The sequence below is a fragment of the Nitratireductor sp. XY-223 genome, from assembly GCF_004959855.1.
GTDB lineage: Bacteria > Pseudomonadota > Alphaproteobacteria > Rhizobiales > Rhizobiaceae > Hoeflea_A.
The window spans coordinates 1-26,447 of the sequence record NZ_SPNT01000005.1 but is presented as its reverse complement, the minus strand read 5'-3'; the positions used below and the strand labels follow the sequence as shown (position 1 = coordinate 26,447).

Genomic DNA, 26,447 nt, shown 5'->3' with positions numbered 1-26,447 from the left:
TCGCCCCTCCCGGCGTTTTTGGGTCGATGCGTCCCTTGTGCTCCGCCATAAGATCAATTCGACCGCGATCCCGCAAGTCCGGTCGATGGCGGCCAGGCCCAGCGGCGCGCTGCGGCCCGTCTCAGTTGCTGATGATCGGCGAGATGACCGGTGTCGGCCAGGAGCCGCCGACGAAGAACTGCACGCTCTCGTCGGTGACAGCGGCCTGTTCCGTTCCCGCGTCTTCGGCCGGCTCGGCGACTTCGTTGAGCACGCCGATAAGCGCCAGGCCGCCGCGCTGGTAGGGAATGATGCCGGTAAGGCTCAGATGCGCGTTCTCGGCGTCGATCTCTCCCTTGACGATCTCGGCGATGCCGTTGGCGAAGCGCGCCTCGAATTCGGCCGACGTGAACGGGAAGGAGCCCGAGGAGATGCCGCCAAGCCCGAAGAAACGTTCGGTCGCGGCGAGTTCCCGGAAGCGGGCGGCGTCGAAGGAGGGAACGAAGCCGTTGACAATGGAGAGGTCGAACTTGCCGGCAAGGTCCGACAGGCCCGTTGCCCAGGTGGGAAACGGCGTTGAAAGCGCAACGTTGATCGTCGCGGTGCCCTGCGGGAACGGGCCGCTGATCCCGAGATCGTTGAGGGCCTGTTCAAGATTGATGTTCCTGGCGGAAAAGCGGATTTCGCCGCCGCCCTCTATGCCGCTTTCGGCGAGCGTTATGCGGCCGAGCACGGAGCCGTTATAGGCGGTCGCGTCGCCGATATCGAAGGTCGCGCGCCCCTCGTCGATTTTCGCCGTGGCGGCGACATTCGTCATGCTGATGGGGCCGAAGCTCGCCGACTGCGAGGAAAGCCGCATATCGAGCATGAGCTGACTGAGGAACGAGGTGTCGATCGTCTGGGCAATGTCCTCCCCGGTCCTCGGCAGCGGCGTGAAGGCGCGCAGGAACGAGGCGATATCGAGCGAGTTGAATGCCAGCGTGCCGGAAATCCCGGGCTTGTCGTCATACTGCTTGAAGTCGAGCACGCCTATTCCGCGGTTTCCCTCCAGCTCGACGATGAGTTTGTCGAACATGGCGCGGCCGTTCTGCCACTGCAGTTCCGCGTCCAGCGACAGCGCGCCGATCGCCTCACCCGGCTTGATCTGCGTGCCGACCCACTCGAGAGCCTGGCGCATGGACGGGCTCTGCATGGTAACCGTTCCGTTGGCGAAGGGCGGATCGGACAGGCTTGCCGTGCCTTCGAAACTGGCGCTCATGGGCGTCGACTGCAGGTTGACGGAGACCTGCGCGGTTCTTTGCGAAAGCAGGAGCAGCGGCTGGCTGGATGTCAGGCCGAGAGAGGCGGCCTCGCCCCGGTAAATGCCGCTGATATCGGCCCTGATGCCGCCGTTCAGCCTGGGCCAGCTGATGGCGCCGTTGATGGCGGTGACCTTTTCCGTATCGCCCGTGTCGTGATCGATCCATGTGAAGGTGCCGTTTTCGACCGTGACCTCGCCGAGCCGATAGGCAGGTATCGGTTGCAGATTGGCTTCGCTGTCGCCATTCGTGTCGGCATGCGTGACCGAAATGCTCATTCCCTCGGCGATGCGCCCGGATTCGCTGTTCCAGCTGGTGATGCCTTCCGGGAACCGTTCAACCGTAAAGACCGGCCGGACCAGGATGAAATTCGAGAAGCTCGGCTTGCCGCGCAGCGCGGACAGAATGCTAAAATCGGCCTTCAGTTCGTCCGCGAAGACGATCGGTTGGGCTTCCTCGTTGGTTCGTGACGAGACGCTGATGCGGTTCAGTTCGATGCGCGGGACGGGCCAGAAACCGATTTCCGGGTTGTCGAGCAGTTCCACCTCGTGACCGGTCCATTCCGAGATGTCGCGCTCGAGCCGGTCGCGGACGAGATCGGTGGAAATCGCAAAAGGCAGGGCGATGCCGCTGACCACGATCACGAGGCTCGCGACGATCACGGCGGCCAGGATCCAGCGAAACCAGCGCCTTCGATATAGTCTCCTGTGTTCCAAGTCCCGTCTGACCTTTTGTTTCGGTGCGCGCCACAACGCACCAACGGCCATAGGGGTAATTGGTTGCGCGGGCGAAAGCAATTGAAGCTTAAAAATTGGCTTAACATGCCGATTTCGGCGGCGGGTGCTTTATTTGTTGCGATGCAACATGTTAAAGAGGCCGCCAATCGAATACGTGCGCGCTGGGAGGGCCGGATGATCGACGACAAACCGTTATGGACGCCGTCTGAGGAGTTGAAGGATACGGCCGTAATGACGGCCTTTGCCCGGTTCTGCGCGGAACGGTCCGGTCACGAACTGACCGATTATGACGCGCTCCATGCCTGGTCTGTCGAAAACCGCGCCGACTTCTGGTCGGCCATTTGGGATTTTTGCGGCGTCAGGGGGCAGAAGGGCGATGTCGTGCTGGAAAACGGCGGCGCCATGCCCGGTGCGCGGTTTTTCCCGCAGGCCACGTTGAATTTCGCCGAAAACCTCCTGAGCCGCACCGGCGGCGATACCGCGATGCTGTTTCGCGGCGAGGACAAGGTCCGCACCAGCATGAGCTGGGATGAGCTTCACGCGCTGGTATCGCGACTGCAGCAGGCGATCCGCGCCCTCGGCATCGGCAAGGGCGACCGTGTCGCCGCGATGATGCCCAACCTGCCCGAGACCGTCGCCGCGATGCTGGCGGTCGCCTCGATCGGCGCCATCTGGTCTTCGTGTTCTCCCGATTTCGGCGACAAGGGCGTTCTCGACCGGTTCGGCCAGATCGAGCCGAAGCTGTTCATTGCCTGCGACGGCTACTGGTACAACGGCAAGCGCCAGGACGTTTCGGAGAAATTGCGGACAGTCGAGGCCGAACTGAAGCCGCTGCGCACCGTCATCGTGCCCTATGCCGGAGATGCCGAAACGCTGGCCGCGTCGCTTGAAAACGCGCTGACGCTGAACGGTTTCATCGAGCCGTTCGATGCGCGCGCGGTCACGTTCGAACAGCTTCCGTTCGATCATCCCCTTTACATCCTGTTTTCCTCCGGCACGACGGGCATTCCGAAATGCATCGTCCACTCCGCCGGCGGCACATTGCTGCAGCACCTGAAGGAGCAACAGCTCCATTCCAACCTGCGGTCGGGCGAACGGCTGTTCTATTTCACCACCTGCGGCTGGATGATGTGGAACTGGCTGGCATCGGGCCTCGCGACCGGCGCGACGCTGTGCCTGTTTGACGGCTCGCCCTTCTATCCGGACGGGAACGTTCTCTTCGACTATGCGGCGGAGGAGAAATTCGCGGTGTTCGGCACATCGGCGAAGTTCATCGACGCGTTGCGAAAATCCGGGCTCACACCGAAAACCACCCACGATCTGTCGTCGCTGCGCATGGTCGCGTCGACGGGCTCGCCGCTTTCTCCGGAAGGATTTTCGTTCGTCTATGACGGCATCAAATCGGACGTGCACCTGGCATCCATATCGGGCGGCACGGACATCGTGTCGTGCTTCGTTCTGGGGATTCCGCTGAAACCCGTGTGGCGCGGGGAGATCCAGGGAGCGGGTCTTGGCATGGCGGTGGACGTGTGGGACGACGACGGCAGACCGGTCACCGGCGAAAAGGGCGAACTGGTCTGCACCAGGGCCTTTCCCTGCATGCCCATCATGTTTTGGAACGATCCCGATGGCGCCAAATACCGGTCCGCCTATTTCGAGCGCTTCGACAATATCTGGTGCCACGGGGATTTCGCCGAGTGGACGGCTCATGGCGGCCTTGTCATCCACGGGCGGTCGGACGCGACGCTCAATCCCGGCGGCGTGCGCATCGGCACAGCCGAAATCTACAATCAGGTCGAGCAGATGGACGAGGTCCTGGAGGCGATCTGCATCGGCCAGGACTGGCAGGACGATGTCCGCGTGCTGCTGTTCGTTCGCCTGGCCGACGGTGCGGTCCTCGATGACGATCTCGTTAGCCGCATCAAGACGCGCATACGCACCGGCGCTTCTCCGCGTCACGTGCCGGCGCTGGTGATCGCCGTCGCCGACATCCCGCGCACGAAGTCGGGCAAGATCACGGAGCTTGCGGTGCGCGATGTCGTTCACGGACGGCCGGTGAAGAACAAGGAGGCGCTTGCCAACCCCGAAGCGCTCGATCTTTATGCCGATCTGGCGGAACTGAAATAGGCGGCAATCAACCTGCGGTTCACCGAACGCACGCCGGCTTTGGTTAACGGACCGTTACCGGGAAATTTACCGTCTTCGCCACAACAGGCCATTGGTTACAATTCGTGAAGCTTTGTTAAGGATGCGTTAGCAATCAAGGCCTTACGATACCAACCATTAACGTATTCTCCGACGTGCCCGCGACAATGTCCGGACATTGAATACCGTGCCCCGCAAACAGCATACAGACATTAAAGGTGCGCTCCGCGCACCTTTTTTTTACCCGTTGAAAACAAACGGAAATTTCTGTCAGCGCCGGATCAGGCCCCGAAACCGGTTGCCGTTGTCGATCATGCTGCGCGACAGGAAGATCACCGGCACAATCCCGGCGATGATGATGATGAGGGCGGCGACGGACGCCTCCTCGACCCTTGCCCGCGAGGCATCCTCGTAGACGAGGGTGGCGAGCGTGTTGAAGTTGAACGGCCGCAGCAGCAACGTGGCCGACAGCTCCTTGAGCGTGTCGATGAAAACCAGGAGTGCCGCCGTTACAACCGCCGGTTTCATGACCGGCAGCAGGACGCTCCAGAAGGTCTGGCCTGCGCTGCGGCCGAGGGTGCGTGCGGCCATATCCAGATGCGGCGAGAGTTTCTGGAACCCGGATTCGATCGAACCTTCCGCCATGGTCAGAAAGCGGATGCTGCAGGCGTAGATGATCGCGATGCCGGATCCGGTGAATATGAGGCCGACGCTGAAATCGAAATTGTCCCGCGTGAATGTATTGATTGCGCCGTCGAGGGCTGAAAAGGGTATCAGGACGCCGAGAGCGAGTACGGTACCGGGAATTGCGTAGCCGAAGGATGCGATCTTGCTCGTCAGCGATACGAAGCGCTGCCGCGAGACCCGCGCCGCGTAGGCGAGCGCGAAAGCCAGCAGCACCGTGCAGACTGCCGTCGCGCTTGACACCATCAGACTGTCCATGAGGGCCGAATAGATCCGCCCGTCAAGAAGCTGTTCGAAGCGCTTGACCGCGTAGCTGCCCATGACGTAGCCCGGAATGCCGAAACCCAGTGCGATCGGCATCAGGCATAGTGCGGTCGCCAGCCATTTTCGAACGCCCCGTAGCGGCACCGGCACCGCATCGTGAACCGCACCCGTCGTTCGGTTCATATTGTAGCGCTGCCTGCGGCGGCCCCATCGCTCGACGAACACGGCGGCCACGGCAAGGAACAGCATCGCGCAGGCTATCTGCACGGCGCCGGCAAGGTCGCCGCGATTGAGCCAGGTGTCGTATATGGCGAAGGTCAGCGTGTTGACGCCGAGATATTCAACCGCGCCGATGTCGTTGACCGTTTCCATCAGCGCCAGGGTAATGCCGATGACAATGGCGGGGCGTGCCATGGGCAGCTGGACCCGCCAGAAGACAAGCAGCGGACCGGCGCCGAGGGTCCTTGCGACGTCGCTGGCCGTGCGGCCCTGCATAAGGAACAGCGCCCGTGTCGTCAGGTAGACATACGGATAAAGCACGCTCGAAAGCACGAGCGTCGCGCCGGGAAGCGACCGGACCTCCGGAAACCAGTAATCCGTGCCGGACCGGAACCCGAAAATCGAGCGCAGCGTCGACTGGACCGGCCCGGTGAAATCGAGAAACTCACCATAGGAATAGGCGGCAAGGTAGGTGGGCACGGCAAAAGGCAGAACCAGGGCCCAGGACAGGACCCGCCGTGCAGGAAAATCGAATGAGACGACGAGCCAGGCGCTGAGGATACCCATGGAGCCCGCGGTTACGGCAACGCCGGCAAGGAGCGCGGCCGTCGTCCACACCGAATGCGGAATCACATAGCGGATCAGGTGCGGCCATTCGCTGCTTTGCCCGGTGACGGCCAGGTAGACCAGCGCCGCGACCGGCACCAGTACGAACACGGCAACGAAGCCGGCCAGCGCCAGGAGAAACGGATTCTCGCTGCGGATCGTGCTTGTGCTGATTTGCAGGAGCGGCTTGTGCAATTTCGACTGACCCCGACCGGGTGACTTCCAGTGGCACAGCGCCCGCATGTGCGCGCGCCGTCCTAACAGGCCTCGAAAGCAGATATGAGGTCCAGCGTCAAGAAAATCTGCAAAATCAATAGTTTAGAAATGTTCTAAACTGGCTCGCGACCCCATGATGCCTATTCGGCCAGGACGCGCTGCGAGGGGAAGATGATCTCCACCAGCGTGCCCTGTCCGGGCTGCGAATTCATCGCGAACTGCGCCCGGTTCGCCTCGGCCATTGCCTTGGCGAGAGGCAGTCCGAGGCCCGTGCCTTCGCCGCGCTGACGATGGAATCCGGCGACCTGTTTGAACGGTTTCATCGCCTGTTCAAGCTGGAAGCGCGTCATGCCGACGCCGGTATCACGAATGCGCAGGCTGACATTGCCGCTGGGCTCGTAGGTCGTCGAGACGACGATTTGTCCCCCTGCGGGCGTGAAGCGGATTGCGTTGGACAGAATATTGATGGCGATCTGCTTGATGGAGCGCCTGTCGGCGACCACTTCCGGAACGGCCGACGAAAGGCTCGTGCGCACGATGACACGCTGGCTGTTGGCTTGTGGCTGCAGGATCGAAATCGTCTCCAGCAGCGCGTCGTTCAGCGAAACGGCGCTGAAATCAAGCTCCTGCTCGCCGGCCTCGATCTTGGAGATGTCGAGCAGGTCGTTGACGATGTCGAGCACATGCTTGCCGGAACGGCGGATATCGTTGGCATATTCGACGTAGCGCGGGCTGCCGATCGGGCCGAACCGCTCCTCGGCCATCAGTTCGGCGAAGCCGATGATCGCGTTGAGCGGCGTGCGGATCTCGTGGCTGACCCGGGCAAGGAACTCGCTTTTGTGCGAGCTTGCGGTTTCCGCCTCCCGCTTGGCCGAGCGCAGTTCTTCCTCCGCGCGCTTCCACTGGGTGATGTCGCGCATGACGGCGCAATACCCGTTCGAGCCGGAAAGATGGCCGATGGTCATGAACAGCGGCAGGAAACCGCCTGAGGCTTCGCGTCCGATGACCTCGCGGCCGTCATTGAGCACGCTGGCCACGCCATTGCCGGTCAGGCCGGAAAGATAGTCCTGGACGGCGCGCTGGCTTTCGTGGGCAAACAGCATGGCGAACGGCCGGCCGCTGGTTTCCGTCTCGTCGTAGTCGAACAGCGCGCAGGCGGAGTTGTTCATCGACCGGATGATGCCGTCTTCGCCGATCAGAACCACACCGTCGGTGGCTGTCTCGAGAATGGACCGCAATTCGTCCACCTCGACCTCGAGCGCCGACAGCTGCTGGTCGGGCTCCTGTGCGCGGGTCATTTCGCGGGCGGCCGTCTCCGGTTCATCCGGTGCCACATCGGGCGAGGCGTCTGACATCGGCTGCAGGGCGAGCATGAGCGCACGGCCGCCGTCCCAAAGCACCGACCGCAGTTTCGCCCGGACGCTGGCGCGTGCGCCGTCGTAGGTGCACAGCACCAGGTTCCCGCCGGTCGAGACTGCCTCGTCGCCGGCGCCGCCGTTGCCGTCATCGAACAGGGCGACCATTCCCCCGGCCTCGTTGAGTTCCGTCTTCGTCAGGTATCCGGTGAACTGACGGAACTCTTCGTTGATGTAAAAGATGGTCGTGCCGTCATGGATAATGACGGGCACCGGCAGCTGTTCGAGGACCGCCGCCGTAACCGACCTGTCCGCCTGATGCGAGGCTTCGCTTTCGTCCGCCTGCGGCTCTTCCGGTTCGAAGACATCGGGCCGGCGCTGATCGGCGGCCGGCTCACCGGCTCCGGCCGCATCGTCATTGTGTGCCGTCTCCGGCGGAGCGCTGCGCTTGCCGAAAGGCTGCGCCGGCTGCTCATCGTCCTCGCCGCCTTCTCCGCCAAGCTGCTCCGCGATCTCGCGCAAAGCCTGTTTCTCGGTTTTGCTGAGGCCCTCGCGCGAGCGCTGTCGGCGCTCCTCCAGCCGGATGACCTTATCGGTGTGGCGCCGGCCCGGTGTGTCGCTGATTTCCAGCGCCGGCTGGTCGTCCGGTGCGCTTTCACCTTCAGGACCCGCGTCGGTTCCGGCCGGCTCCGCCTCGTTGGTCGGTGCTGTATCGCCGTCGCCGGTTTCCGCGCCCGCAACCGGTTCCGGTGTATCTGTGTCTTCCGCCGGCACCTGCTGCCCGATCTGGTCCAGGTTCAACACGCCGGCGCTTGAAAGCGCCAGGCCGATGCGTTCCGGATCGCTGACCGAATCCGCCGGCCTGACGATGCCGAAGCCACGGAAGCCGTCGAATTCGCGCTCGCGCGAATAGGTGGGAAGCGCCGCCAGATCGACCGGGACGCGCAGATCGGTGCCCTGCACGGGCCACATGACGGTTTTGCCGGACCAGGTATCGCGCTTGTGCAGCAGATCGCCGATCGTATGGTCCGGATCGATGTTGAAGACCTGCGCCACGTCGGCGAATTTGCGTCCCTGCACGTCGGCGGCATTGGGGCCGACGGTCTCGGCGAACTCCCGCGAGATTTCGTCGAAACAGCCCTCGGCGTCGATTTTCCAGACGAAGCGCGTCGGCCGCTTGTCCGGATCGAACACGAATGACGGTTTTTCGATCGGTGCGGCTGCCGCCGGTTTTTCGGCAGCGGACCCGGAACTGCCCGGTTCGGCGGGAGCCGGTTTCGCCGCCGGTTTTTCCGGCGCCATGTTGAGGACGGACGGGATCGCGTCCCGTCGGGGCGCTGGCGGCGCCGCTTTTGCAACCGGTCTTTTGGGCGCTTCCGGAACCCGTTGCGCCGCGGGCTCCGCGGCGGCGGGTAGGGTTTCGCCGGCCGGCAATTCGACGGCGAAGAGCAGGAACAGTGCCGGGGTGTCGCAGATGCGCGCAACCGCCGCCGGCAACTGCCCGAGGGCCGTCGGGATCGGGTGCTTGACGAGGCGCTCGCTGCCGGCCGATGCTTCCGAGACGATTTCCCGCCGGACCGCGTCGCCGAGCTGCAGCCTTTCGAAGGAATGGGTCGCCTCGAGCACCGCGCCGTTGTCATCGAGCACCGCCGCGTGCGTGTCCATTTCCTCGAAACCGTCCAGGATATGCGACGCCATCTCTTCGGCACTCGCCGCTGCTTCCCCCTCTCCGGCTGTCAGCAGCAGCGCGTTCTGGCCGTCGGGCAGGGCGATCTGTTCCATGCTGGCGGAAAGGAGCGGACGGCGGAAACCCGCGCCGGCGCGCATGACGAACGCGTAGGCGGTGCCGGCATCGCGGCTGCGGACGGCCTTCGCCGCGGCCTCGATCTGGCGATAGGCGACCGTGGCCGGATCGAGCCCCTCGTCCATGCATTCGTAAAGGGATTCATGCCCGAAAAGGCGTGCGCCGCTGCCGTTGACCCAGTGGATCGCATCGAGCGTCGCCGACAACACGATCACCGCCTCGCCGGACGCGAAATGCGCGCGAACCTTGTCATGCACGGCGATATCGATGAAAGGGTAACGCCCCGTCGGCATGGCTGCTCCTGCTTCACTCTGTCGGGTCGCCGGCGGTTCCCGTGGTTCGGCGGCCTGATGTCCCCGGACGGTTGCTTTGGCTGGGACCCGAAAATGCCGAATTCCAGCCTGTCCGCGCATTATTAGTTAAGACTTAGTTAATAAGTCGCAATAGTGGCCGGGTCTAGAACGACCGGGCCACATCCGGCCCTTTCCTGCCAACAGGGTTAACGGGATTATTGTGCATTGCAAAAATTATGTTGCAATGCACAATAATCGTTGCTATATACGCTGCGACCACGATGAACGTCGCGGGCGCCTATGGAAGGGCCCGCATGAAAAGGAGCGCAGATCATGGCTACCAAGAAGACCGCAACCGAAGATGCATTCGCATTCGTCGCAATGGACCCCTCGAAGCTCACGGAAACCTACCGTGAATTCGCTGAAAAGGGCCTCGTCCAGTCCAAAGAAGCTTACGACAAGCTGAAGACCGCTGCCGAGGATGCCACCAAGACCGTTGAACAGACCCTCGAAAACGCCCAGGCCGGCACCGTCGAGCTGAGCATGAAGGCTATCGACGCCGCCCGTGCCAACGCCGACTCCTCGCTGACCCATCTTGAAGCCCTGCTGGGCGTCAAGTCGGTGGCCGAGCTTTTCGAACTGCAGTCCGCTTTCATCCGCAAGCAGGCTGAAGCTGCCGTCGACCAGGCCAAGGAACTCCAGGAAGCCGCCCGCAAGGTCGCCGACCAGGTTTCCAAGCCGGGCAAGGACGCTTACGAGAAGGCCGCCAAGAACTTCAAGGTCGGCTGACAACGCCGGCGGAAGCGACAAAGCGCCAATCCAGAACCGGGCCTTCGGGTCCGGTTTTTTGTTGTTTGCACCCGGCCGACCCCTTGCCAAAACCGCCATTGAGCCGTATGTCACGCCTCTAGCATCTCAAGCGGTGCCGTGCGGTTGTAGCTCAGCTGGTTAGAGCGCTGGATTGTGGATCCAGAGGTCGGTGGTTCGAACCCACCCAACCGTACCATTCTCGATAATCTGCCGCTCCTCCCGGACACAGCGAACTCCGAAGAAAACAGCCGGCTGCCTTTTGATCCGCGACTCTGCTAGTAATTTGCAGAGAGCGTGGACAAAGGATCGCGAACGCCCATGGCGCAACAGAAACACGGCATCAATGTCAGAACCGTTCTGACAGGCGTATTCGCGATCGCCATTACCGTTTTCTCCTTCTACCTGCTGCATCATTTCACGGCCGACATGTCGCTGGCGGACGTCGTCAGGGATATTCGGCAGACGCCGACGAGCCATGTGCTTCTTGCGGTCCTGGCAACGTCCGTCAGCTTTACGGCGATCGCGTTCTACGAAATCCTCGCGGTGCGCACCGCTGCCCCCGGGCGCGTCTCGTATCTGACGGCCGCCTGGGCCGGCGTTGCCGGGTTCGCCATTTCCGATGTCGCCGGTTTCCATGTCCTGACGGGCGGTGCGCTGCGCTACCGGGTCTACAGCCAGAAGGGGCTGGAGGTGCCGCTGATCGGCCACATCGTGGCACTTTCCTGGATGTCGCTGTGGCTTGGCATGGCCTTCACCGTCGGAACCGCGCTGGCGCTGTTCCCGGGCGGCGCACTTGTGCTGAACGGCCTGCCGACCGATGCGATCCGCGCCGTCGGCTTTGCCGTGCTGGCACTGTTCGCGCTTTATATCCTGTGGGTGGCGACCGGGCGCCGCTCGATTGCCGTGCGCGGATTGCGGGTTGGCCTGCCCGCCGGCGGCACCAGCGTTCTGATGCTGGTCGCTGGCGTGGTCGATATCGGCGCGTCCGCCACGACGCTCTACATTCTGCTGCCGGCGGACGCGGTGCACACGTTGAGCGGCTTTTTCGTCGTCTACATGTCCGCGGTCATCCTCGGCGCGATCAGCCATTCGCCGGGCGGACTCGGGGTCTTCGAGGCGACGATGATGGCCGGGCTGGGTGTCGCGGGGCGCTCCGACGTGCTCGGCGCGCTGCTGCTTTACCGCTTTATCTACTATTTCCTGCCGCTGGTGCCGGTGTCGCTGACCCTGCTCTTTCTCGAGGTCGCGCGCGGACACCGGGCGATCCGCCAGTCCGTCCGCGAGATCGGCAGGGCGTCCGAGCCGCTGGTGCCGCCGATCGCTGCGGGTGTTACCTTTGTCGGCGGGCTGGTGCTGCTGCTGTCCGGGTCGCTGCCGGACAGCGCCGCACAGCATGAATGGATCCGCTCGGTCCTGCCGCTGCCGTTCGTTGAATCGTCGCACCTCCTGGCCAGTATGGTTGGCCTTGCGCTGCTGGTGGTCGCGCATGCCCTGCTGCGCCGGCGCGAGAGCGCCTTTTACTTGGCGATCGCGCTACTGGGGGCCGGGGCGGTCTTCGCACTGACCAAGGGCCTCGATTACGAGGAGGCCGTGCTCCTGGTCGCAATCGTCCTCTTTCTGCTGCCGTTCCGGTCCGCCTTCTACCGCAAGTCGGGCGGCTCGGTCCTCGCGGTAACGCCGGCGTGGCTGTCGGTCATGGCCATCACCGTCGCGGCGGCCGTCTGGCTGGGTTTCTTTGCCTACCGCCATGTCGAATACTCCAACCAGCTCTGGTGGGAGTTTTCGTGGAGCGGCGATGCGCCGCGTTTCCTGCGCACCAGCGTTGCCGTCGTCGCCGCGCTGTTCGCGCTCGGCCTGCACATGATCCTCAACCGGCGCACCATCCAGGTGCCGGCGCTCGAGCCGGTGCCCGACAGCGTCCGCAGGCTGGTCGACCAGTCGCCCGATCCCGATTCGACGATCGCGCTGCTGGGCGACAAGCACTTCCTGGTCTCCGAGGACGAAAGCGCGTTTTTGATGTACGGCGTTTCGGGCGGCAGTTTCATTTCCAAGGGCGATCCGGTCGGCGACCGGCAGGAGGGCGAGGCGCTGGCCTGGCGGTTCCGGGAAATGGCGGATGAGAGCGGCTATCGCACCGTCTTTTATGCCGCCAAGTCGGACTATCTGCCGCTCTATCTCGACATGGGACTGTCGATCCTGAAGATCGGCGAAGTGGCGCGCGTCGATCTGTCCACATTCACGCTGGACGTGCCGCAGCAAAAGGACATGCGCTATGCGCGGCGGCGCGCGGAAAAGGACGGACTGAGCTTCGCCATCGTTCCGAAGGAGGACATTCCGCCCCTTCTGCCGGAACTCAAGCAGGTGTCGGATGCCTGGCTGTCGATCAAGACGGGCGGCGAGAAACGCTTCGCTCTGGGCTATTTCAAGGAGGACTACCTGAGCTGCTTCGACTGCGCCGTTGTACGCAAGGACGGCGAGGTTGTCGCCTTCGCCAACATTCTGCGCGGCGCGCAGAAGAACGAGATGTCCGTCGACCTGATGCGCTACCGGCCGAAGGTCTCGCCGGTGATGATGGATTTCCTGTTCGCCGAGGTGCTGCTCGACGCTCAGGCGGAGGGCTACAAGTGGTTCGATCTCGGTGCCGCGCCGCTCGCCGGCCTGGCCGATCACCCGCTGGCGACCTCGTGGAACCGCATCGGCACGATGATCTACCAGCATGGCGAGGAGTTCTACCATTTCGAGGGGCTGCGGGCATTCAAGGAGAAGTTCGGCCCCGCCTGGTCGCCCAACTATCTCGCCTGTCCCGGCGGTTTCGCGGTGCCCAAGGTGCTCATTGACGTCACCACGCTGCTTTCCGGCGGCAGGCTCAAGGCGGTCCGCAGGTGAGGGCGCTCTTGATGGCGTTGCTGCTGGCCATCGGCCTCGCGCCGGCCCGCGCCGGCATTCCTTTGACCGACCTGCCTATCCACCTGACCGGGCCGCAGGCGGGCAATGTCCGCGCGGTGGTCATCCTGTGGTCCGGCGACACGGGCTGGACGGGCACAATGCAAGGTATCGCCGACGGGCTCGCCGAACGCGGCTACGGTGTCGTCGGCATCAGTGCGCTGCGTTATTTCTGGTCCGAGAAGGCGCCCGAGACGATGGCGCGGGACATCGACCGGCTTGTCGCCCATTTCACCGATCGATGGCGGACCGACCACGTGATCCTGGCCGGTTACTCCTTCGGCGCCGACACGATTCCCTTTGCCTGGCCGGCGATGTCCGCCGAGACGCAGGACAAAACCGTCCTGATTGCGCTTCTCAGCCCCTTCAGGAAGACCGATTTCGAAGTCTCCTTCCGCGGCATGCTCGGCATTGTTCACGGCGATCATGATGTCGCGCCGGCTATCGAAGCGCTGCCCTCGGACCGTGTTCTGTGCCTGACCGGCGAAGAGGAGACCGGCATGGCTTGCAGCCTGTCGGCGGGCTACGAGGTGGACAGCGTGCCCGGCGGACACAATTACGACAGGAACTGGCTGCTGATCGCCGATATCGTCCATGCGGCGTTCGACCGCCGCCGGTCCGACTGAGATCGGCTGCTAACTGTCGCTGTCTTTCGGGGCGGCAAATTCCTCCGGCCTGAACGTCCGGACCGCGTCGTCATCAACGTAGTGCATCGCGCCGTTGGCCCAGTAACCGGTCTTGCCGATGGTCGGGAAAAAGGCGACGTCCGTCATCGTGCGCTCGCCGCCCATCAGATAGACGAGGTCGCGCATGCCCCTGTTCTCGATGTGATGGACGGAACCGTCGGTTGGAAAACCGACATAGTCGCCCGGGCCGATGGTCGTGCTGTCGCCGTCGATCGTCAGCGTTCCTTCGCCTTCGAGAACGAAGACGAACTCCTCTTGGGCCGTGTGCGCATGGGGCAGGAACCCCTCCTTGCCCGGCGGGATTCGTCCGATGCTGACGCCGAGCCGCTTCAGCCCGATCCGGTCCGACAGCGGCATGATGCGCATTTCCGACGCCCGGTTCAGCGGATGGCTGAAGTGAAATGTCTGCTCCTGCGGTATTTGCGACGTGCGGACGACATATTGTTCGGATTTCGACATGTGCGCTCCTGCCTTGGATGGCGTGTGGCCGCCGTATTAGGCGCCTGATGTAACGGTCGCTTAAAACAGGCTGCCCTGGTCCTTGCTGGCGCGGGCGGCCTTCTTTTCCGGTCGTTTCGCCGCCGGTTTGGCGGGTGCCGGCTTTGTCCCGTCCGTCGTGACGGCATTGACCCGGCCGTCTGCGAATTCCAGCGAGACGGGGTCCCCGGCAGAAAGCGCCCCGGCGCTGTCGACGGCCCGCTCGCCGGCATCGCGCACGACGGCGTATCCGCGCTTGAGCACGTTGCGATAGGACATTGAGTTCAGGAGCCGCGCGGCTTCCTGCAACTGGCGCCGCCGCCGTTCGGACAGCAGCGAGATCAGCTGGCCCGAGCGGCCGGCCAGCACCTGCAGGCGCTCGCGGCTGCGTGCGATGCGGTCGGTCGCCGGGCGCAGGGTGAGCCGTGCGGCGGCGTTTGAGAGCCGCGCCGCCGAACGGTCGATTGCCCGGTCCACACGGCGTTCGGCGCGGTTGCCGAGCTCGCCGACCCGCTGTCTTTTTTCGAGCACGCGACGCTGCAATGTCGCCGGCGTCAGTTGCGCGGCGCGGCGCTCGAACACCTGCCTCTTGTTGGCAGTGTTGAGCCGCAGTGCGCGGCCGAGGCCGGCGGCCGATTCGTCGAAGCGCCGCCTTGGCAATGCCAGGAGCATGTCGATCGAGGGCAGGGCGCGCGCAAGTGCCCGCAGCTTCTGCCGGTTGCCGTCCAGCCCGCGCGACATGCCGCCGGAGAGCCTGGCCGAGAGCATCGCCAGCCCGGCCTCCAGTTCGGCCCTGACCGGAACGGCAATCTCCGCCGCACCCGTGGGTGTCGGCGCCCGCCTGTCGGCCACGTGGTCGAGCAGCGTCCAGTCGGTCTCGTGGCCGACCGCCGAAATCAACGGGATATCCGATGCGGCGGCGGCGCGCACCACCGCCTCATCGTTGAAGCCCCACAGGTCCTCGAGGCTTCCTCCGCCGCGCGCGACTATGAGGACGTCCGGCCGTGCGATGGGATCGCCGGGCTTAAGCGCGTTGAAGCCGCGGATCGCCGCCGCGACTTCGTCGCCGCTCGTTTCGCCCTGCACCCGCACGGGCCAGACGATCACATGCACCGGAAACCGGTCCGTGATGCGGTGCAGGATGTCACGGATAACGGCGCCCGTCGGAGAGGTCACTACGCCGATTACCCTGGGCATATGCGGCAGGAGCTGCTTGCGGGTCTCGTCGAACAGCCCCTCGGCGGCGAGCTTCCTGCGCCGTTCCTCGAGCAATGCCATCAGCGCGCCGGCGCCGGCCGGTTCGAGCGAATCGATGACGATCTGGTACTTGGACGAGCCCGGATAGGTCGTTACCTTGCCGGTGGCGATCATCTCCATGCCTTCCTCTGGCTTGAACTTGAGCTTGCCGAAGACGCCCCGCCAGATCACCGCCTCGATGCGCGCCCGCTCGTCCTTGAGCGCGAAATAGGCGTGGCCGGAGGAATGCGGGCCGCGATAGCCCGAAATCTCGCCGCGGATGCGCACATGGCCGAACGCGTCCTCGACGGTGCGTTTTATGGAACCGGAGATCTCGCTGACCGTGTACTCGGTCAGATTGCTCTGCGAATCGTCGAAAAATGTGCTCGCCATGACCCTATAGCGCATTGATCGCCGGCAGGGGTCAAGACCGCCTTACCAGCTCGACATCATCAGGTGGCCCTTTTGCCGGTTGCGCCCCTTGCGGTTCGGCGACCGCGGGTCGCTGCCATCCTCCGGCGGCGTCATGTTGTCGAGGCTCGCGGCGATATGGTCGGTGATCGCATCCATCAGCACGGTCGGAACGCCGGGCCGCCGGATCATGCCGATCTCCGCCGGGGGCAGGGCGGGAAACCCGTCCGCGGGGGTCAGGATGCGCATGCCCGGCCGCAGCGCCGATTCCGGCAGCAGCGACACGGCAAGACCGGCCAGAACGGCGGAGGCGACGACCGTCGACGACCAGCTGGTAAAGAGGATGCCGTATTCCCGCCCGACCGAGTCGAGCGCCGCGCAGCCGAGCTGCCGCCAGTCGCAGTCGCGCCGCCCCACCGCCAGCGGCACCGGCGTTTCCGAGTGCGCGGAATGGGCCATCGACGTGACCCACAGCAGCGGCTCCGAGCGGACCATGATGGAGTTGCGGACCTTCGGATTGTGGGTGACCAGCGCGATATCAAGCTCGTTGCGGTTGAGCTTCTCGATCAGGTCCTTCGACGGCTCACACGTAATGGTCAGCTCGACATGCGGATTGGTCTTGGCGAACCGCGCAATGATGTCGGGCATGTAGCGGTCGGCGTAGTCGTCCGGCGTGCCGAGCCGGATCGTCCCGGCGAGCGCCTCCTCGTCGAAGGCGGCGAGCGTCTCGTTGTTGAGCCGAACCAGCCGGCGCGCATAGGCCAGAAGCCGCTCGCCGTCCCCGGTCAGCCGGTTGATCCGCCCGTCCTTCTCGAACAGCACCTTGCCGACGCGCTCCTCCAGGCGCCGCATCTGCATGGAGACGGCCGACTGGGTCTTGTTGACCTCCTCGGCGGCGCGCGTGAAGCTGCCCATGTCGACGATGGCGATGAATGTTTTGAGTTGATCGATATCCAGCGGGGCGGCCATGTGTTTTGTCCATCAAATATGTTGATCTTTATCATTAGAAACATTCACTGGATTAATTAGTCAAGCTCTGAAATATTGCCTCCTGCCGCACCTTCCGGGGTCGCGGCGGCGGCTTGTTTCCAAAATTCTTGAACCTACTGCTGACGACGATTCATGCCGCGATCACTGGAGTCCCGACTGCCCAACGAGAGGCGCGGGCTCGGAAAGGAGAGATGAAATGACCACTATTCACAGAAGCCTCGACACATCGGCAACCGGCAAGCATCGTACGATTTGGAGCGCATTGCAGAGCGCGATCGTTTCTCTCTTCGTGCGCTATCGCAATCGTCGGCAGGTGGTTTCGCTGAATGAATTCAACGATCATCAGCTTGCCGATATCGGATTGACACGGGACGATCTGCGCTTCGCCCTTCGCGGCGGAGCGTTTGACGATCATTCGATGGACCTGATGCGCGCGGCCCTGCGCCGTCGCTCCCGAATGACCGCGCTCTGACCGAGTCCCCCCGGCGGCGTCCATATCCGTTTCGGATCTTAAAGAAGCTGGCCCGCGTTCCCTCCCGGCGGGCGGCACACCGTGGCGGATGCGTTTTCCCCGGCGCATATCCGACGCCGCTTCCCCAGCGGGCCGCATGCCCTGTGCCCGCTCCTTCCCGACGGCTGCTCGACAGTCGTCGGGCTTTTGCCATTCAGAAGCTTAGCCGTCTTTTTTCATGCCGTTCATGTAACTGTCGAAGATGGTGTCCAGGCTCTTCTGGTAGTCCTTCTGCACCTTGATGCCGGCGTCGAACATGTCGCTGACGAATTTCGAGTAGGGGTTCTCCGGATCTTCTGGCTCGGCCTCCTCCGCCATTCCCGGAAATCCGGCCTTCATCATCGTGTCCATCATGTCCGCGAACGGATTGGCCGTCTGGGAACCGTCCTTGTCGGACGCCTTGCCGCCGCCGAACGTGTTTTCCATCATCTTGCCGAGCTGCTCGGTGAAGTCCGCGGCCTGTTTTTGCGAGGCAGCGGCGTGCGACATCATCTGCCCCATCATATCGGCGAACGGATTTCCGCCCGAAGCCATGTTGCCGCCTTGCGAGAAGAGGCCGCCCGCCAGCACCGACGCGACGACCGGAAGCATCCGGTTGTAGATATCCTGTGCGATGCCGGTTGCCAGGGCCGCCTGCTGCGCGATGGCGTCGCTGATCTGTTTCGAGCCGAAGATCTTGCCGAGCATCGCGTTGCCGTCGGCGATGCCCTGTGGCGTGAACGCGGCGGCGAGGTTGTTGAAATAGTCCGCGTAGTTGCCGCTCGCCATGGACTGCATCAGGCTGCCGAAATCCTGCGGGTTGGCGGTGCTGCGCCTGAAACCGGTCGCAAAGGCCGGCATCAGCGCTTCCATCGCGCGTGTCACCTGGTCCTCGTCCAGGCCGAACTGGCCGGCCATGGCGCGCATGGCCTCTCCGTTCTGGGCCCGCATCATCATCTCGTAAAGCGGCAGCATCCTGTGATCCTCCTTGGTCGGCGAGCAGCTCGACCGAACCGGGCTCGCACGCCGCATAGAATCAGATTTGACCGGGTCAGGCAATGCGAGCGGCTTTCGCCGGAGGCCCCGAATATCGGCGCGCACCTGAGAAATTGCTTGCGCGCGGGAACGCTCTGCGGCGGCGAATTGGCGATAACTATGGTCAATTGCAGTTTTAGATTGTAATTTATCGCGAGGGAAATTTTATGTTGCGGGGGTGCGCATGAAACTGACCGAAACAAACGCCTTTGTGGGTTACAACGCAATACCCCAATTGGATCTGGGCGCGACCGTGCGTTCCACGTTCCGGAAAATGAGCGACCGGCAGACCGGCGCCGTCATCATAAGCAGCGGGGACCGGCCGCACTGGTTCGTCTCCGGCGACTGGCTGAAGCCGGCCTACGAGAAAATGAACAGGGACGAGATCGCGGGCAAGGACCCTGCTGCGTTTGCCGCCGGGGCCAATATCGCGGAATTGCCGATCGGCACATTTCTGGGACATCTGAAGACACAGCCGGCGATGGTCGGCCCGGCTTTGCCGGTGACGTCGACCGTTGAATCGGTGACCCGGTACGGTGGCAATCCGTTGTTTCCGGTTCAGGACCCGACGCATCGATGGATCGGCTGGTACTTCTATCAGGGCGAGTTGCTCAACAGCCTGCTCGGTAAGGCGCCCGTGTTCTACTGCGAACGGGGACATCCCAACCCGGACATGGATAACGGTTTCTGCTATGACTGTCCGGCACCCATACGACAGTAAGAGTATCCGCACGTGATCGACACGTTGCTGAATGCGCTGGGCGGGTTCCTGAACCGGACGTTCATGTTCGCCTCCTTCCTGCCGGCCCTGCTGTTCATTTCTGCAAACGTCTTGTTCGTTGTCCTCATGATCGGACCCGGTTCCGTGGCGGTCTGGTACGGGGCACTGGACGGCGTCTACCTGACGCTTCTTCCGTTCGCCCTTTTCGTCGGCACGTTTGTCCTGGCTTATATCTATGCGTCGCTGCGCGGTCCGACGCTCCTGCTCTGGAGCGGTCGCCTGATCTGGATTCCGTTGCTGACGCGTGAGCTGCTCCAATACAACCGGGAACGATACATCAAGCTGCGGGCGATCCAGTTCGAGGAGGATCAATGGGGCGATCTGGTTAGCGAATTGAGGGAACAGCTCGATCCCCATTGGAACGTCACGCAGGGAAAGAGCGAACTGGACGCAGCGGGACGGCGAAAAGCGCGGCGCGTCATGGCCGCCGTCGAGGCCAAGGAAGATCCCGCATTGTTCATGAATATCCTGGAAGAACAGATTGTGCCGCTGTTCGTGAGGTACAAACCTGACGAACTCCGTAAACTGTACCGGTTTGTCAACCAGACCCTGTTGCGCCGAAGCGATAAAGTCGACAAAGGGATCGATGCGAGCCGGATTCAATTCGATCTCGACTACGGGTCCTATGCGCGTATTCGCCCGACCCGTCTCGGCAATATCGTCGAATCCTACAACGACTATCCCGACGGCCGCTATGGAATGTCCGGCGTGCTGTTCTGGCCGCGCCTGGTCCAGGTCACGCCGGACAACTACAACACGGTGATCCAGGACAAGAAGGCCTATCTGGATTTTTCCCTTGCGATGGCGAACTCCGCCGCCGTTACCGCCGTGCTGATCCCCGCATACGGGCCGTGGGTCAACGGAGACGTTTCCTGGTTCGCCTGGTTCATCGCATCGCTTTTTGCGGCAATCGTCGCGGGACTGTCCTACGAAATGGCTGTTCCCGCGGCGAAGGAATTCGGCAGCACACTGCGCGCCGCCTGCGACCTGTTCCGTCTTGATCTGATGGATGCCCTGAACCGGCCGCGGCCGGAGGACCTGGAGGCCGAGAGGGCCCAGTGGACGGAACTCCACCAGCTCGCGGCCTACGGAACGATCCAGAATTTCACGCTGAAAGAGATCGATGAAGACAAAGGGTCCTGAGGGAGTGGCGTTTACGTGACCGACACTTCGGAAAATCTGGAATACAGGCCGGACGGACCGACCGTCCGCATCCGGCTGCTTACCCCCGTTTTCGTGACGGCGATCCTGGCGCTGTGGGCGGCGGTCCTCAGCCACGAGATTCTCGGAAGTGACCGCTTGCGGCCCCTGACCGTCTATGTCGAGGCGGCGCGCGATATCGGCAAGGGGCAGAAGATCACCAACGAGGATCTGTACGTCAAACTGGCCAGGCGGCCGGACAAAAAACACAAACTGGTCACGCAGCCGAGGCAGGCGGTCGGCCTGGTGACCAATTCGCTGATCAAGGGCGGCCAGCCGCTGTTGAGGGCGGATCTGGCGCCGCCTCCCAAAAAACCAGACGGGGGAGGCAAGGATGGAGGCGGCCTGATCGATGGCGATCGCCTTGCCGTGTTGGCCGATATCGCAAACATGCTCGTCGCGGTTCTGCCGAGGGTCGTCGTCATGGCCCCCGAAACGGTCGACGACGGGACAGTGACCCAACCCATACCGCCGACCCAAAGGCTGTCTGACGCGTTGAAGACGATCCGTCTCATGCGTGAGATTATTGTGGAATTGCGGAAGTTCCCGGGTATGGGGGAAAACGAAGAGGGATCGCAGACCAGCGAGCAACCGCCCGCTGACACAAAGGAGTTTGAGACGCTCCTGGAAGTTCTTGAAGAGATCGAGGACAAATTGGGTGCCATCCAATCGGCAATCGAAACCGGTGGCGACAAGGAAGCGGGGAATGGCGAAAGCTCCGTCCCCGATGAGAAGTTGGACGAGCTGCGGAGGTTGCTGGAGCAGTTGCAGGCCGGGTCCAGCGGCAAATCCTCGCTGGTGGACAATATCGCCAAACTGGTAACGGCCGGCGGCACTGCATGGGCGCAAATAACCAGCAGCGGCGAACAGGTAACCGAAAATGCGTTCGTCGAAGCATACAAAAGGGAGCTTGGCAAAATAGCCGCTGGTCGCACGGACGACCTGCTGTCTGCCGTTGCAAGGCGCATTTTTGGTGTCCTGACGGGGCAATCGAAGCCGCCGATGGGACCGAAAAGCCGGGAAATCCTCCTTCACTACACGGACCCGCGTGATCTCATCACCGGCGAACAGAGCGACAGCCTCCTCGTCCTGACCGATATCGCGCGGCATATGCCGGATGATGTCAACTGCCTCTTCCTCGTAACGGGACACGCCGACGCCACGGGGAACGACGCGCTCAATCTCCAGATTTCGAAGGACCGCGCCGAAACTGTCGCCGATCGACTGGTGTACGAACTCGCCGGTGCGGGATACGCCAAGTCAACGGATCTCTACGGATCGCTCTGGAAGTCCGATAAGGAGCGCAGGAACACCGTTAATTCAGAGCTTTACAGTGAAGACGAGAAGGGCAAGAAGATGATCGTCGTGACCTGGTGGGGCGAGCGGCGGCTTGCGGAATGGACCGACGACGGCGCCGACAAGCAGTCCAACCGCAGAGTCGAGGTCGAGTTCCACTGCAACGCGCCGCTTGTACTTCCATCAGAACAGGAATAGCCGGCATCAGCGGTGCCGCACCAATATTGTACTCAAGATGAGCCGGGACCCGGTTTCTAATAGGCGTATTCGGTAAAGACCGGCTCGACGGAGGCGCCCCAGGGGCCGTTGTAGAGATCGAGCAGTTCGCCCGCGCCCGTCTTGCCGCGTGCCACCGTCTCTTCGAGCGGCGCGAGGAAATGCGCCTCGTCATTGTCTTCCTCGTTCAGCCTGCCGCGCGCCTGGAGCCCGGCCCGGGCGATGGCCAGCACCTCGCGCGATATCTTGTGCAGGCTCTTGCCGGCGATCTCCGAGTCGAGGCCGGACCGCGGCACGCTGTCGCGCAATGCCTTGACCTCCTCGAAGCGCCAGCCCTTGGTCAGCTCCATCGCCGCATCGAGCGCGCCATCGTCGTAGAGCAGCCCGACCCAGAAAGCCGGCAGTGCGCAGATCTTGCGCCACGGCCCGCCGTCGGCACCGCGCATTTCCAGGAACCGCTTCAGCCGCACTTCGGGAAACAGCGTCGACAGATGGTTCGTCCAGTCGCCCATCGTCGGCTGCCCGTCCGGAACCGCGTTCGACAGCGCGCCGTCCATGAACTGGCGGAACGTCACATGCGTGCAGTCGTGATAGTGGCCGTCACGCACGACGAAATACATCGGAACGTCGAGCGCCCATTCCGCATAGTCGGCGAAGCCGAAATCCTCTGCGAACACGAAGGGCAGGATGCCGGAGCGGTTGTTGTCGGTGTCGCGCCAGATGTCCGAGCGCCACGATAACAGCCCGTTGGGCTTGCCGTCGGTAAACGGCGACAGGGCGAAAAGCGCGGTCGCCAGCGGCTGCAGGCGCATGGAAACCTGCATCTTGCGGCGCATGTCGGCCTCGGACGAGAAGTCCAGGTTCACCTGGATCGTGCAGGTGCGGTACATCATGTCGATGCCCTGGCTGCCGACCTTCGGCATATAGGCCGTCATGATGTCGTAGCGCGATTTCGGCATGCGCGGTGTCTGTTCGCGGGTCCATAGCGGGCTGCCGCCGAGGCCGAGGAAGCCGATGCCCAGCGGCTCGGCGATTTCCCGGAGCTGTGCAAGGTGGGCATTCGATTCGCGGCAGGTCTGGTGGATGTTTTCGAGCGCCGCGCCGGAAAGCTCGAACTGGCCGCCGGGCTCCAGCGAAATCGCGCCCATGCCCGTCGGCTCGACGAGGCCGATGATCTTGCCCTCATCCAGGATCGGCTCCCAGCCGAGGACGTCCCGCATGCCCGTCAGCAGGGCCGAGATCGAGCGCTCCCCTTCATATGGAACCGGTGAATTGTCATCGAGAAAGAAGGCAAACTTTTCGTGCTCGGTTCCGATGCGGAAGTCGTCCGCCGGCTTGCAGCCATCGGCAAGGTACGAAACGAGCTCTTCCATCGAGCTAACGGGCGTCTGGTCGGTCGTATCGCGCGCCATGGCTATACTAGTTCCCGATCAAGGTTGCCCGGACCCGGGCCAATGGGGTCAACGCGTGCAAAGTGAGCTCCTCCCGCTCCACCGTCAGCCGTAAACTCTGTTGCGCGCCGTTTCCGGCGGCACCAGCGCTGCTTGGACTGCTTTGCGCCGCTGTGCAAGCAAAAATCGTTGATCGCAGCGTTCAGAATTTGTTGATGTCCGCAAAAGCCTCACCAGTCGCCTATGGTTGCCTGGATGACGGCCATGGCCGCCACGGCCGCCGTGTCGGCCCTCAGGATGCGCGGCCCGAGCGGTATGGCGGTGACGAAATCGCGGGACTGGAGCAGGCCGCGCTCGTCGTCGGACAAGCCGCCTTCCGGGCCGATCAGAACAGCGAGACGGCGCTCGGTGATCGACTGGAGGATCGGCAGCGGATTGTGCGTCTTTGCCGATTCGTCGCAATAGATGATGCGCCGGTCCGCGTCCCAGTTCTCGAGGAGAGGCGCCAGCCTGACCGGATCCGGGCATTCAGGGATCGACAGGATGCCGCATTGTTCCGCCGCCTCGATGGCGTTGCGCAGGAGCCGGTGATTGCTGATCCGGCTCGTCTGCGTGTGGTGCGTCAGCACCGGCTGAAGCACGCCGGCGCCCATTTCGACGGCCTTTTGCACGATGTAGTCGAGCCGCGCCTGTTTCAGGGGCGCGAAGAGGTAGACAAGGTCGGAGGCCTCGGGCTGCGGGCGCACCTGCTCCCCGATGCGCAGGACGATCTTCTTCTTGCCTTCGAAACCGAGGCGCGCAGACCACTCGCCGTCGCGCCCGTTGAACACCAGCAGCGCGTCGCCTTCGCCCATGCGCAGGACATGCGCAAGATAGGTGAACTGGTCCTTGTCGGCGTTTATGTCGGCGCCGGCATGCAGACTGTCCTCCACGAAGAGCCGCTGTATCTTGTAGTTCGCGCGCATGATTGCTGTGTGCCTGACCGTGCCGGGAAACTCAAGCGCCGGCGGACGGATGCATCTGCACCCGGTAACCGGCGCGCAATGCCGCGACAATGGACGGCGGCGTCAGCAGTCTCGGCATGGCCCGCTGGGAAAGTCCGGTATCCAGCCAGTCTGCCGGTAACCTGCGGTATCCCTCGAATTGCCAAAGAAAGAGCCCGTCATCGCCGACGGCAACGCAGTCCGATCCAAGCGCGAACACGGCACCCCGCGGAAGAGAGCGGGTTTCCTCGGGTGTCAGGTCGACGGCGCCGGTTCCGCTCAGGCACCGCTCCGTGTGCAATATCGCGTCCATTGCGTCGGCGCCTTCTTTCTCGTACGCCGCACCGTCGAAGAACGCAGCAGCAAAGGTTTTGGCATCCCGGTTGCGGCACTCGAAACAGGGCCTGTGTCCGGCGGCAAACGCCGTCGCCTCGTCGAGAAAGAACATCTCCGTGTAGCGGTTCGGCTGCATGACCGGCCGCCTGCGGCCGCGGAACGCGGTCACGCACACGATCCACCGCCGGTTGGCCCAGCGGCGGCGCAACAAAACCCGTTTTTCGTTGTCGTGGATTCGCCCGCCGCGGTTGCCCATCATGGTACCCCGGGCCGGTGTGCGCACCAGCTCGCCGAACGGTGTGACCCTGTTCTGCAGCGGCATGGCGGCCGTCAGGCGCTTCTGCGCGCCAGCGCCGAGAAAACGCCCGCGCCGATCAGGAAACAGGCGCCCGTACGCGTGGCTGCCCGCAGCACCGACGGGCGCCGGATGACCTTGCGGGCCCCGCTCGCCAGCATGGCGTAGCCCCAGGCATTGACGATGCCGAGCACGACGAACACGACGACGAAGACCGCCGCCTGCGGCGCGAAGTCCGCGCTCGGTGTAATGAATTGCGGCACGAACGCCATGAAGAAGACGATGCCCTTCGGGTTAAGCAGCGTAACGAGAAAGGAATCGCGGAACACCGACCAGCGGCCGTCCTTGAGGGGCAATGCGCCGATGTCGGGCACCGATACGGGCGTCGTCCACATCTTGATGCCGATATAGACGAGGTAGACCGCGCCGGCCCACTTTATGATAGCAAAGACCGTGGCCGAGGCGGCGAGGATCGTCCCCACGCCGATGATCGACAGCGACGCGGCGGCGAGATCGCCGAGCCCGACGCCGGCAATGCTGGCGAACGCCACCTTGCGGCCGTGGGCGAGCGCCTGGGAGACGACCATGATGATTGTCGGACCCGGAATGACCAGCAGGACCATGCTTGCGATGGCGAATGTCAGAAGGGTTTCGTAGGAGACCGGCATGCCGCGGACCTTGGCTTGTTTGCTTCGATCCCGCCACTAAATGCAGATCGGACACAAAAAAGCGATCAAAAAATGCACGGCTTTCGTCCGGGAGTTCCGCCGGTGTCGGACAGGCGGTGCCGGTTCGCTGCCCCGGATCGGCACCTGTGCGGGAGCCGGCGATGACGCCGGCTCCCGCGGGTTTGGGTTTCAGTACCGTGCTATTGCGTCTCTGGCCTGGTCGCCGGAAGCGTCGGCCTCGGTTTCGTGGCGGATTTCGGTGGCTTCCTGGCGCAGCTGCGCCCAGTGCCACCACAGCCAGAATGCCAGTCCGATGACGTACATCGGCACTTCCCAGCCCTGCAGCGGGTAGACCGCCCCGGTTTCGGCCAGGTCAACGGCCCAGTCGCTCATTCCGTTCGTGGACATGATCGTGCTCCTTCTATTTCACGAGCGCCTGCTCGGCGGAGATGACGTCGGCCATCGCGGCCTGGTATTGCTGTTCGGATTCGAAATCGAGACCCTCGAGCTCGACCTTCTCCGGAACCCGCAGGAGCCCCATGGCATTGAGCACCTTCGATCCGATCCAGGCCGGCAGGAAGCCGAGCACGAAGAACATGATGA

General features: G+C 63.2%; 20 protein-coding genes, 1 tRNA gene and 1 pseudogene. 9 read left to right on the top strand and 13 right to left on the bottom strand.

Features of this window, described 5'->3' with window-relative positions; genetic code table 11:
- Nucleotides 1-121: 121 nt before the first annotated feature.
- Entirely contained in the window at nucleotides 122-1,939 is a 1,818-nt protein-coding gene (locus tag E4M07_RS17395) for an AsmA-like C-terminal region-containing protein (protein ID WP_169054265.1), read from the bottom strand.
- A gap of 249 nt (nucleotides 1,940-2,188) precedes the next feature.
- Here E4M07_RS17395 and E4M07_RS17390 point away from each other — a divergent pair, with 249 nt between their 5' ends.
- Nucleotides 2,189-4,141 (top strand): acetoacetate--CoA ligase, encoded by a 1,953-nt coding sequence (locus E4M07_RS17390; protein WP_136659663.1) that lies wholly within the window; start codon nucleotides 2,189-2,191, stop codon nucleotides 4,139-4,141.
- 288 nt (nucleotides 4,142-4,429) lie between these two features.
- Here E4M07_RS17390 and E4M07_RS17385 read toward each other — a convergent pair whose 3' ends face one another.
- Both E4M07_RS17385 and E4M07_RS17380 read right to left on the bottom strand, forming a co-directional pair.
- A complete protein-coding gene (locus E4M07_RS17385) occupies nucleotides 4,430-6,175 on the bottom strand; it encodes an iron ABC transporter permease (RefSeq protein ID WP_136659662.1) in 1,746 nt (581 codons plus the stop codon).
- A 113-nt stretch (nucleotides 6,176-6,288) separates the two neighbouring features.
- The gene (locus E4M07_RS17380; RefSeq protein ID WP_136659661.1) at nucleotides 6,289-9,600 is read right to left on the bottom strand and encodes a PAS domain S-box protein; all 3,312 of its coding nucleotides are present in this window, start codon (nucleotides 9,598-9,600) and stop codon (nucleotides 6,289-6,291) included.
- Nucleotides 9,601-9,933: 333 nt separating this feature from the next.
- On the opposite strand from E4M07_RS17380, the gene E4M07_RS17375 reads away from it, so the two are divergent.
- From E4M07_RS17375 to E4M07_RS17360, 4 genes are all read left to right on the top strand, one after another.
- Complete coding sequence (locus E4M07_RS17375; protein ID WP_136659660.1) at nucleotides 9,934-10,389, top strand: phasin; 456 nt, start codon at nucleotides 9,934-9,936, stop codon at nucleotides 10,387-10,389.
- A 140-nt stretch (nucleotides 10,390-10,529) separates the two neighbouring features.
- A tRNA-His gene (locus tag E4M07_RS17370) sits at nucleotides 10,530-10,606 on the top strand.
- A 122-nt stretch (nucleotides 10,607-10,728) separates the two neighbouring features.
- Nucleotides 10,729-13,296: a bifunctional lysylphosphatidylglycerol flippase/synthetase MprF gene (gene mprF / locus E4M07_RS17365; RefSeq protein ID WP_136659659.1), complete on the top strand. Its 2,568-nt coding sequence runs from the start codon at nucleotides 10,729-10,731 to the stop codon at nucleotides 13,294-13,296.
- 11 nt (nucleotides 13,297-13,307) lie between these two features.
- The gene (locus E4M07_RS17360) at nucleotides 13,308-13,979 is read left to right on the top strand and encodes an AcvB/VirJ family lysyl-phosphatidylglycerol hydrolase (protein WP_136659658.1); all 672 of its coding nucleotides are present in this window, start codon (nucleotides 13,308-13,310) and stop codon (nucleotides 13,977-13,979) included.
- A 9-nt stretch (nucleotides 13,980-13,988) separates the two neighbouring features.
- Here the strand turns inward: E4M07_RS17360 and E4M07_RS17355 are convergent, their stop codons facing one another.
- The 3 genes from E4M07_RS17355 to E4M07_RS17345 are packed head-to-tail and all read right to left on the bottom strand — an operon-like array spanning nucleotide 13,989 to nucleotide 17,132.
- Entirely contained in the window at nucleotides 13,989-14,498 is a 510-nt protein-coding gene (locus E4M07_RS17355; RefSeq protein ID WP_136659657.1) for a cupin domain-containing protein, read from the bottom strand.
- A 60-nt stretch (nucleotides 14,499-14,558) separates the two neighbouring features.
- On the bottom strand, nucleotides 14,559-16,145 hold the full coding sequence (gene xseA / locus E4M07_RS17350) for an exodeoxyribonuclease VII large subunit (protein ID WP_136659656.1): 1,587 nt from the start codon (nucleotides 16,143-16,145) through the stop codon (nucleotides 14,559-14,561).
- A 42-nt stretch (nucleotides 16,146-16,187) separates the two neighbouring features.
- Nucleotides 16,188-17,132: a LysR substrate-binding domain-containing protein gene (locus tag E4M07_RS17345; RefSeq protein WP_136659655.1), complete on the bottom strand. Its 945-nt coding sequence runs from the start codon at nucleotides 17,130-17,132 to the stop codon at nucleotides 16,188-16,190.
- 217 nt (nucleotides 17,133-17,349) lie between these two features.
- Between E4M07_RS17345 and E4M07_RS17340 the strand changes: the two genes are divergently transcribed.
- Nucleotides 17,350-17,625, top strand: coding sequence for a DUF1127 domain-containing protein (locus E4M07_RS17340; protein ID WP_136659654.1), 276 nt, complete (start codon nucleotides 17,350-17,352; stop codon nucleotides 17,623-17,625).
- A gap of 201 nt (nucleotides 17,626-17,826) precedes the next feature.
- Here the strand turns inward: E4M07_RS17340 and E4M07_RS17335 are convergent, their stop codons facing one another.
- Nucleotides 17,827-18,618 (bottom strand): DUF937 domain-containing protein, encoded by a 792-nt coding sequence (locus E4M07_RS17335; RefSeq protein WP_136659653.1) that lies wholly within the window; start codon nucleotides 18,616-18,618, stop codon nucleotides 17,827-17,829.
- A gap of 244 nt (nucleotides 18,619-18,862) precedes the next feature.
- On the opposite strand from E4M07_RS17335, the gene E4M07_RS17330 reads away from it, so the two are divergent.
- From E4M07_RS17330 to E4M07_RS17320, 3 genes are read left to right on the top strand one after another with little or no spacing between them, the layout of a single operon-like run.
- Nucleotides 18,863-19,399 (top strand): hypothetical protein, encoded by a 537-nt coding sequence (locus E4M07_RS17330; protein ID WP_136659652.1) that lies wholly within the window; start codon nucleotides 18,863-18,865, stop codon nucleotides 19,397-19,399.
- Nucleotides 19,400-19,411: 12 nt separating this feature from the next.
- A complete protein-coding gene (locus E4M07_RS17325; protein ID WP_136659651.1) occupies nucleotides 19,412-20,602 on the top strand; it encodes a hypothetical protein in 1,191 nt (396 codons plus the stop codon).
- A 15-nt stretch (nucleotides 20,603-20,617) separates the two neighbouring features.
- Nucleotides 20,618-22,153, top strand: coding sequence for an SAF domain-containing protein (locus E4M07_RS17320; RefSeq protein WP_136659650.1), 1,536 nt, complete (start codon nucleotides 20,618-20,620; stop codon nucleotides 22,151-22,153).
- A 56-nt stretch (nucleotides 22,154-22,209) separates the two neighbouring features.
- Here the strand turns inward: E4M07_RS17320 and E4M07_RS17315 are convergent, their stop codons facing one another.
- The 6 genes and pseudogenes from E4M07_RS17315 to E4M07_RS29130 all read right to left on the bottom strand — a co-directional run.
- Nucleotides 22,210-23,583, bottom strand: a complete 1,374-nt coding sequence (locus E4M07_RS17315) for a glutamate--cysteine ligase (protein WP_136659649.1) — start codon at nucleotides 23,581-23,583, stop codon at nucleotides 22,210-22,212.
- Between the two features lie 209 nt (nucleotides 23,584-23,792).
- On the bottom strand, nucleotides 23,793-24,527 hold the full coding sequence (locus E4M07_RS17310) for a 16S rRNA (uracil(1498)-N(3))-methyltransferase (RefSeq protein ID WP_136659648.1): 735 nt from the start codon (nucleotides 24,525-24,527) through the stop codon (nucleotides 23,793-23,795).
- Nucleotides 24,528-24,558: 31 nt separating this feature from the next.
- Nucleotides 24,559-25,203 carry a hypothetical protein gene (locus E4M07_RS17305; protein WP_136659647.1) on the bottom strand — a complete coding sequence of 215 codons (645 nt, stop codon included), beginning with the start codon at nucleotides 25,201-25,203 and terminating at the stop codon, nucleotides 24,559-24,561.
- Between the two features lie 8 nt (nucleotides 25,204-25,211).
- Nucleotides 25,212-25,844 (bottom strand): LysE family translocator, encoded by a 633-nt coding sequence (locus tag E4M07_RS17300; protein ID WP_136659646.1) that lies wholly within the window; start codon nucleotides 25,842-25,844, stop codon nucleotides 25,212-25,214.
- Between the two features lie 189 nt (nucleotides 25,845-26,033).
- Nucleotides 26,034-26,252, bottom strand: a complete 219-nt coding sequence (locus E4M07_RS17295; protein WP_136659645.1) for a hypothetical protein — start codon at nucleotides 26,250-26,252, stop codon at nucleotides 26,034-26,036.
- Between the two features lie 13 nt (nucleotides 26,253-26,265).
- A pseudogene (locus E4M07_RS29130) lies at nucleotides 26,266-26,447 on the bottom strand (ammonium transporter); the annotation flags it as partial.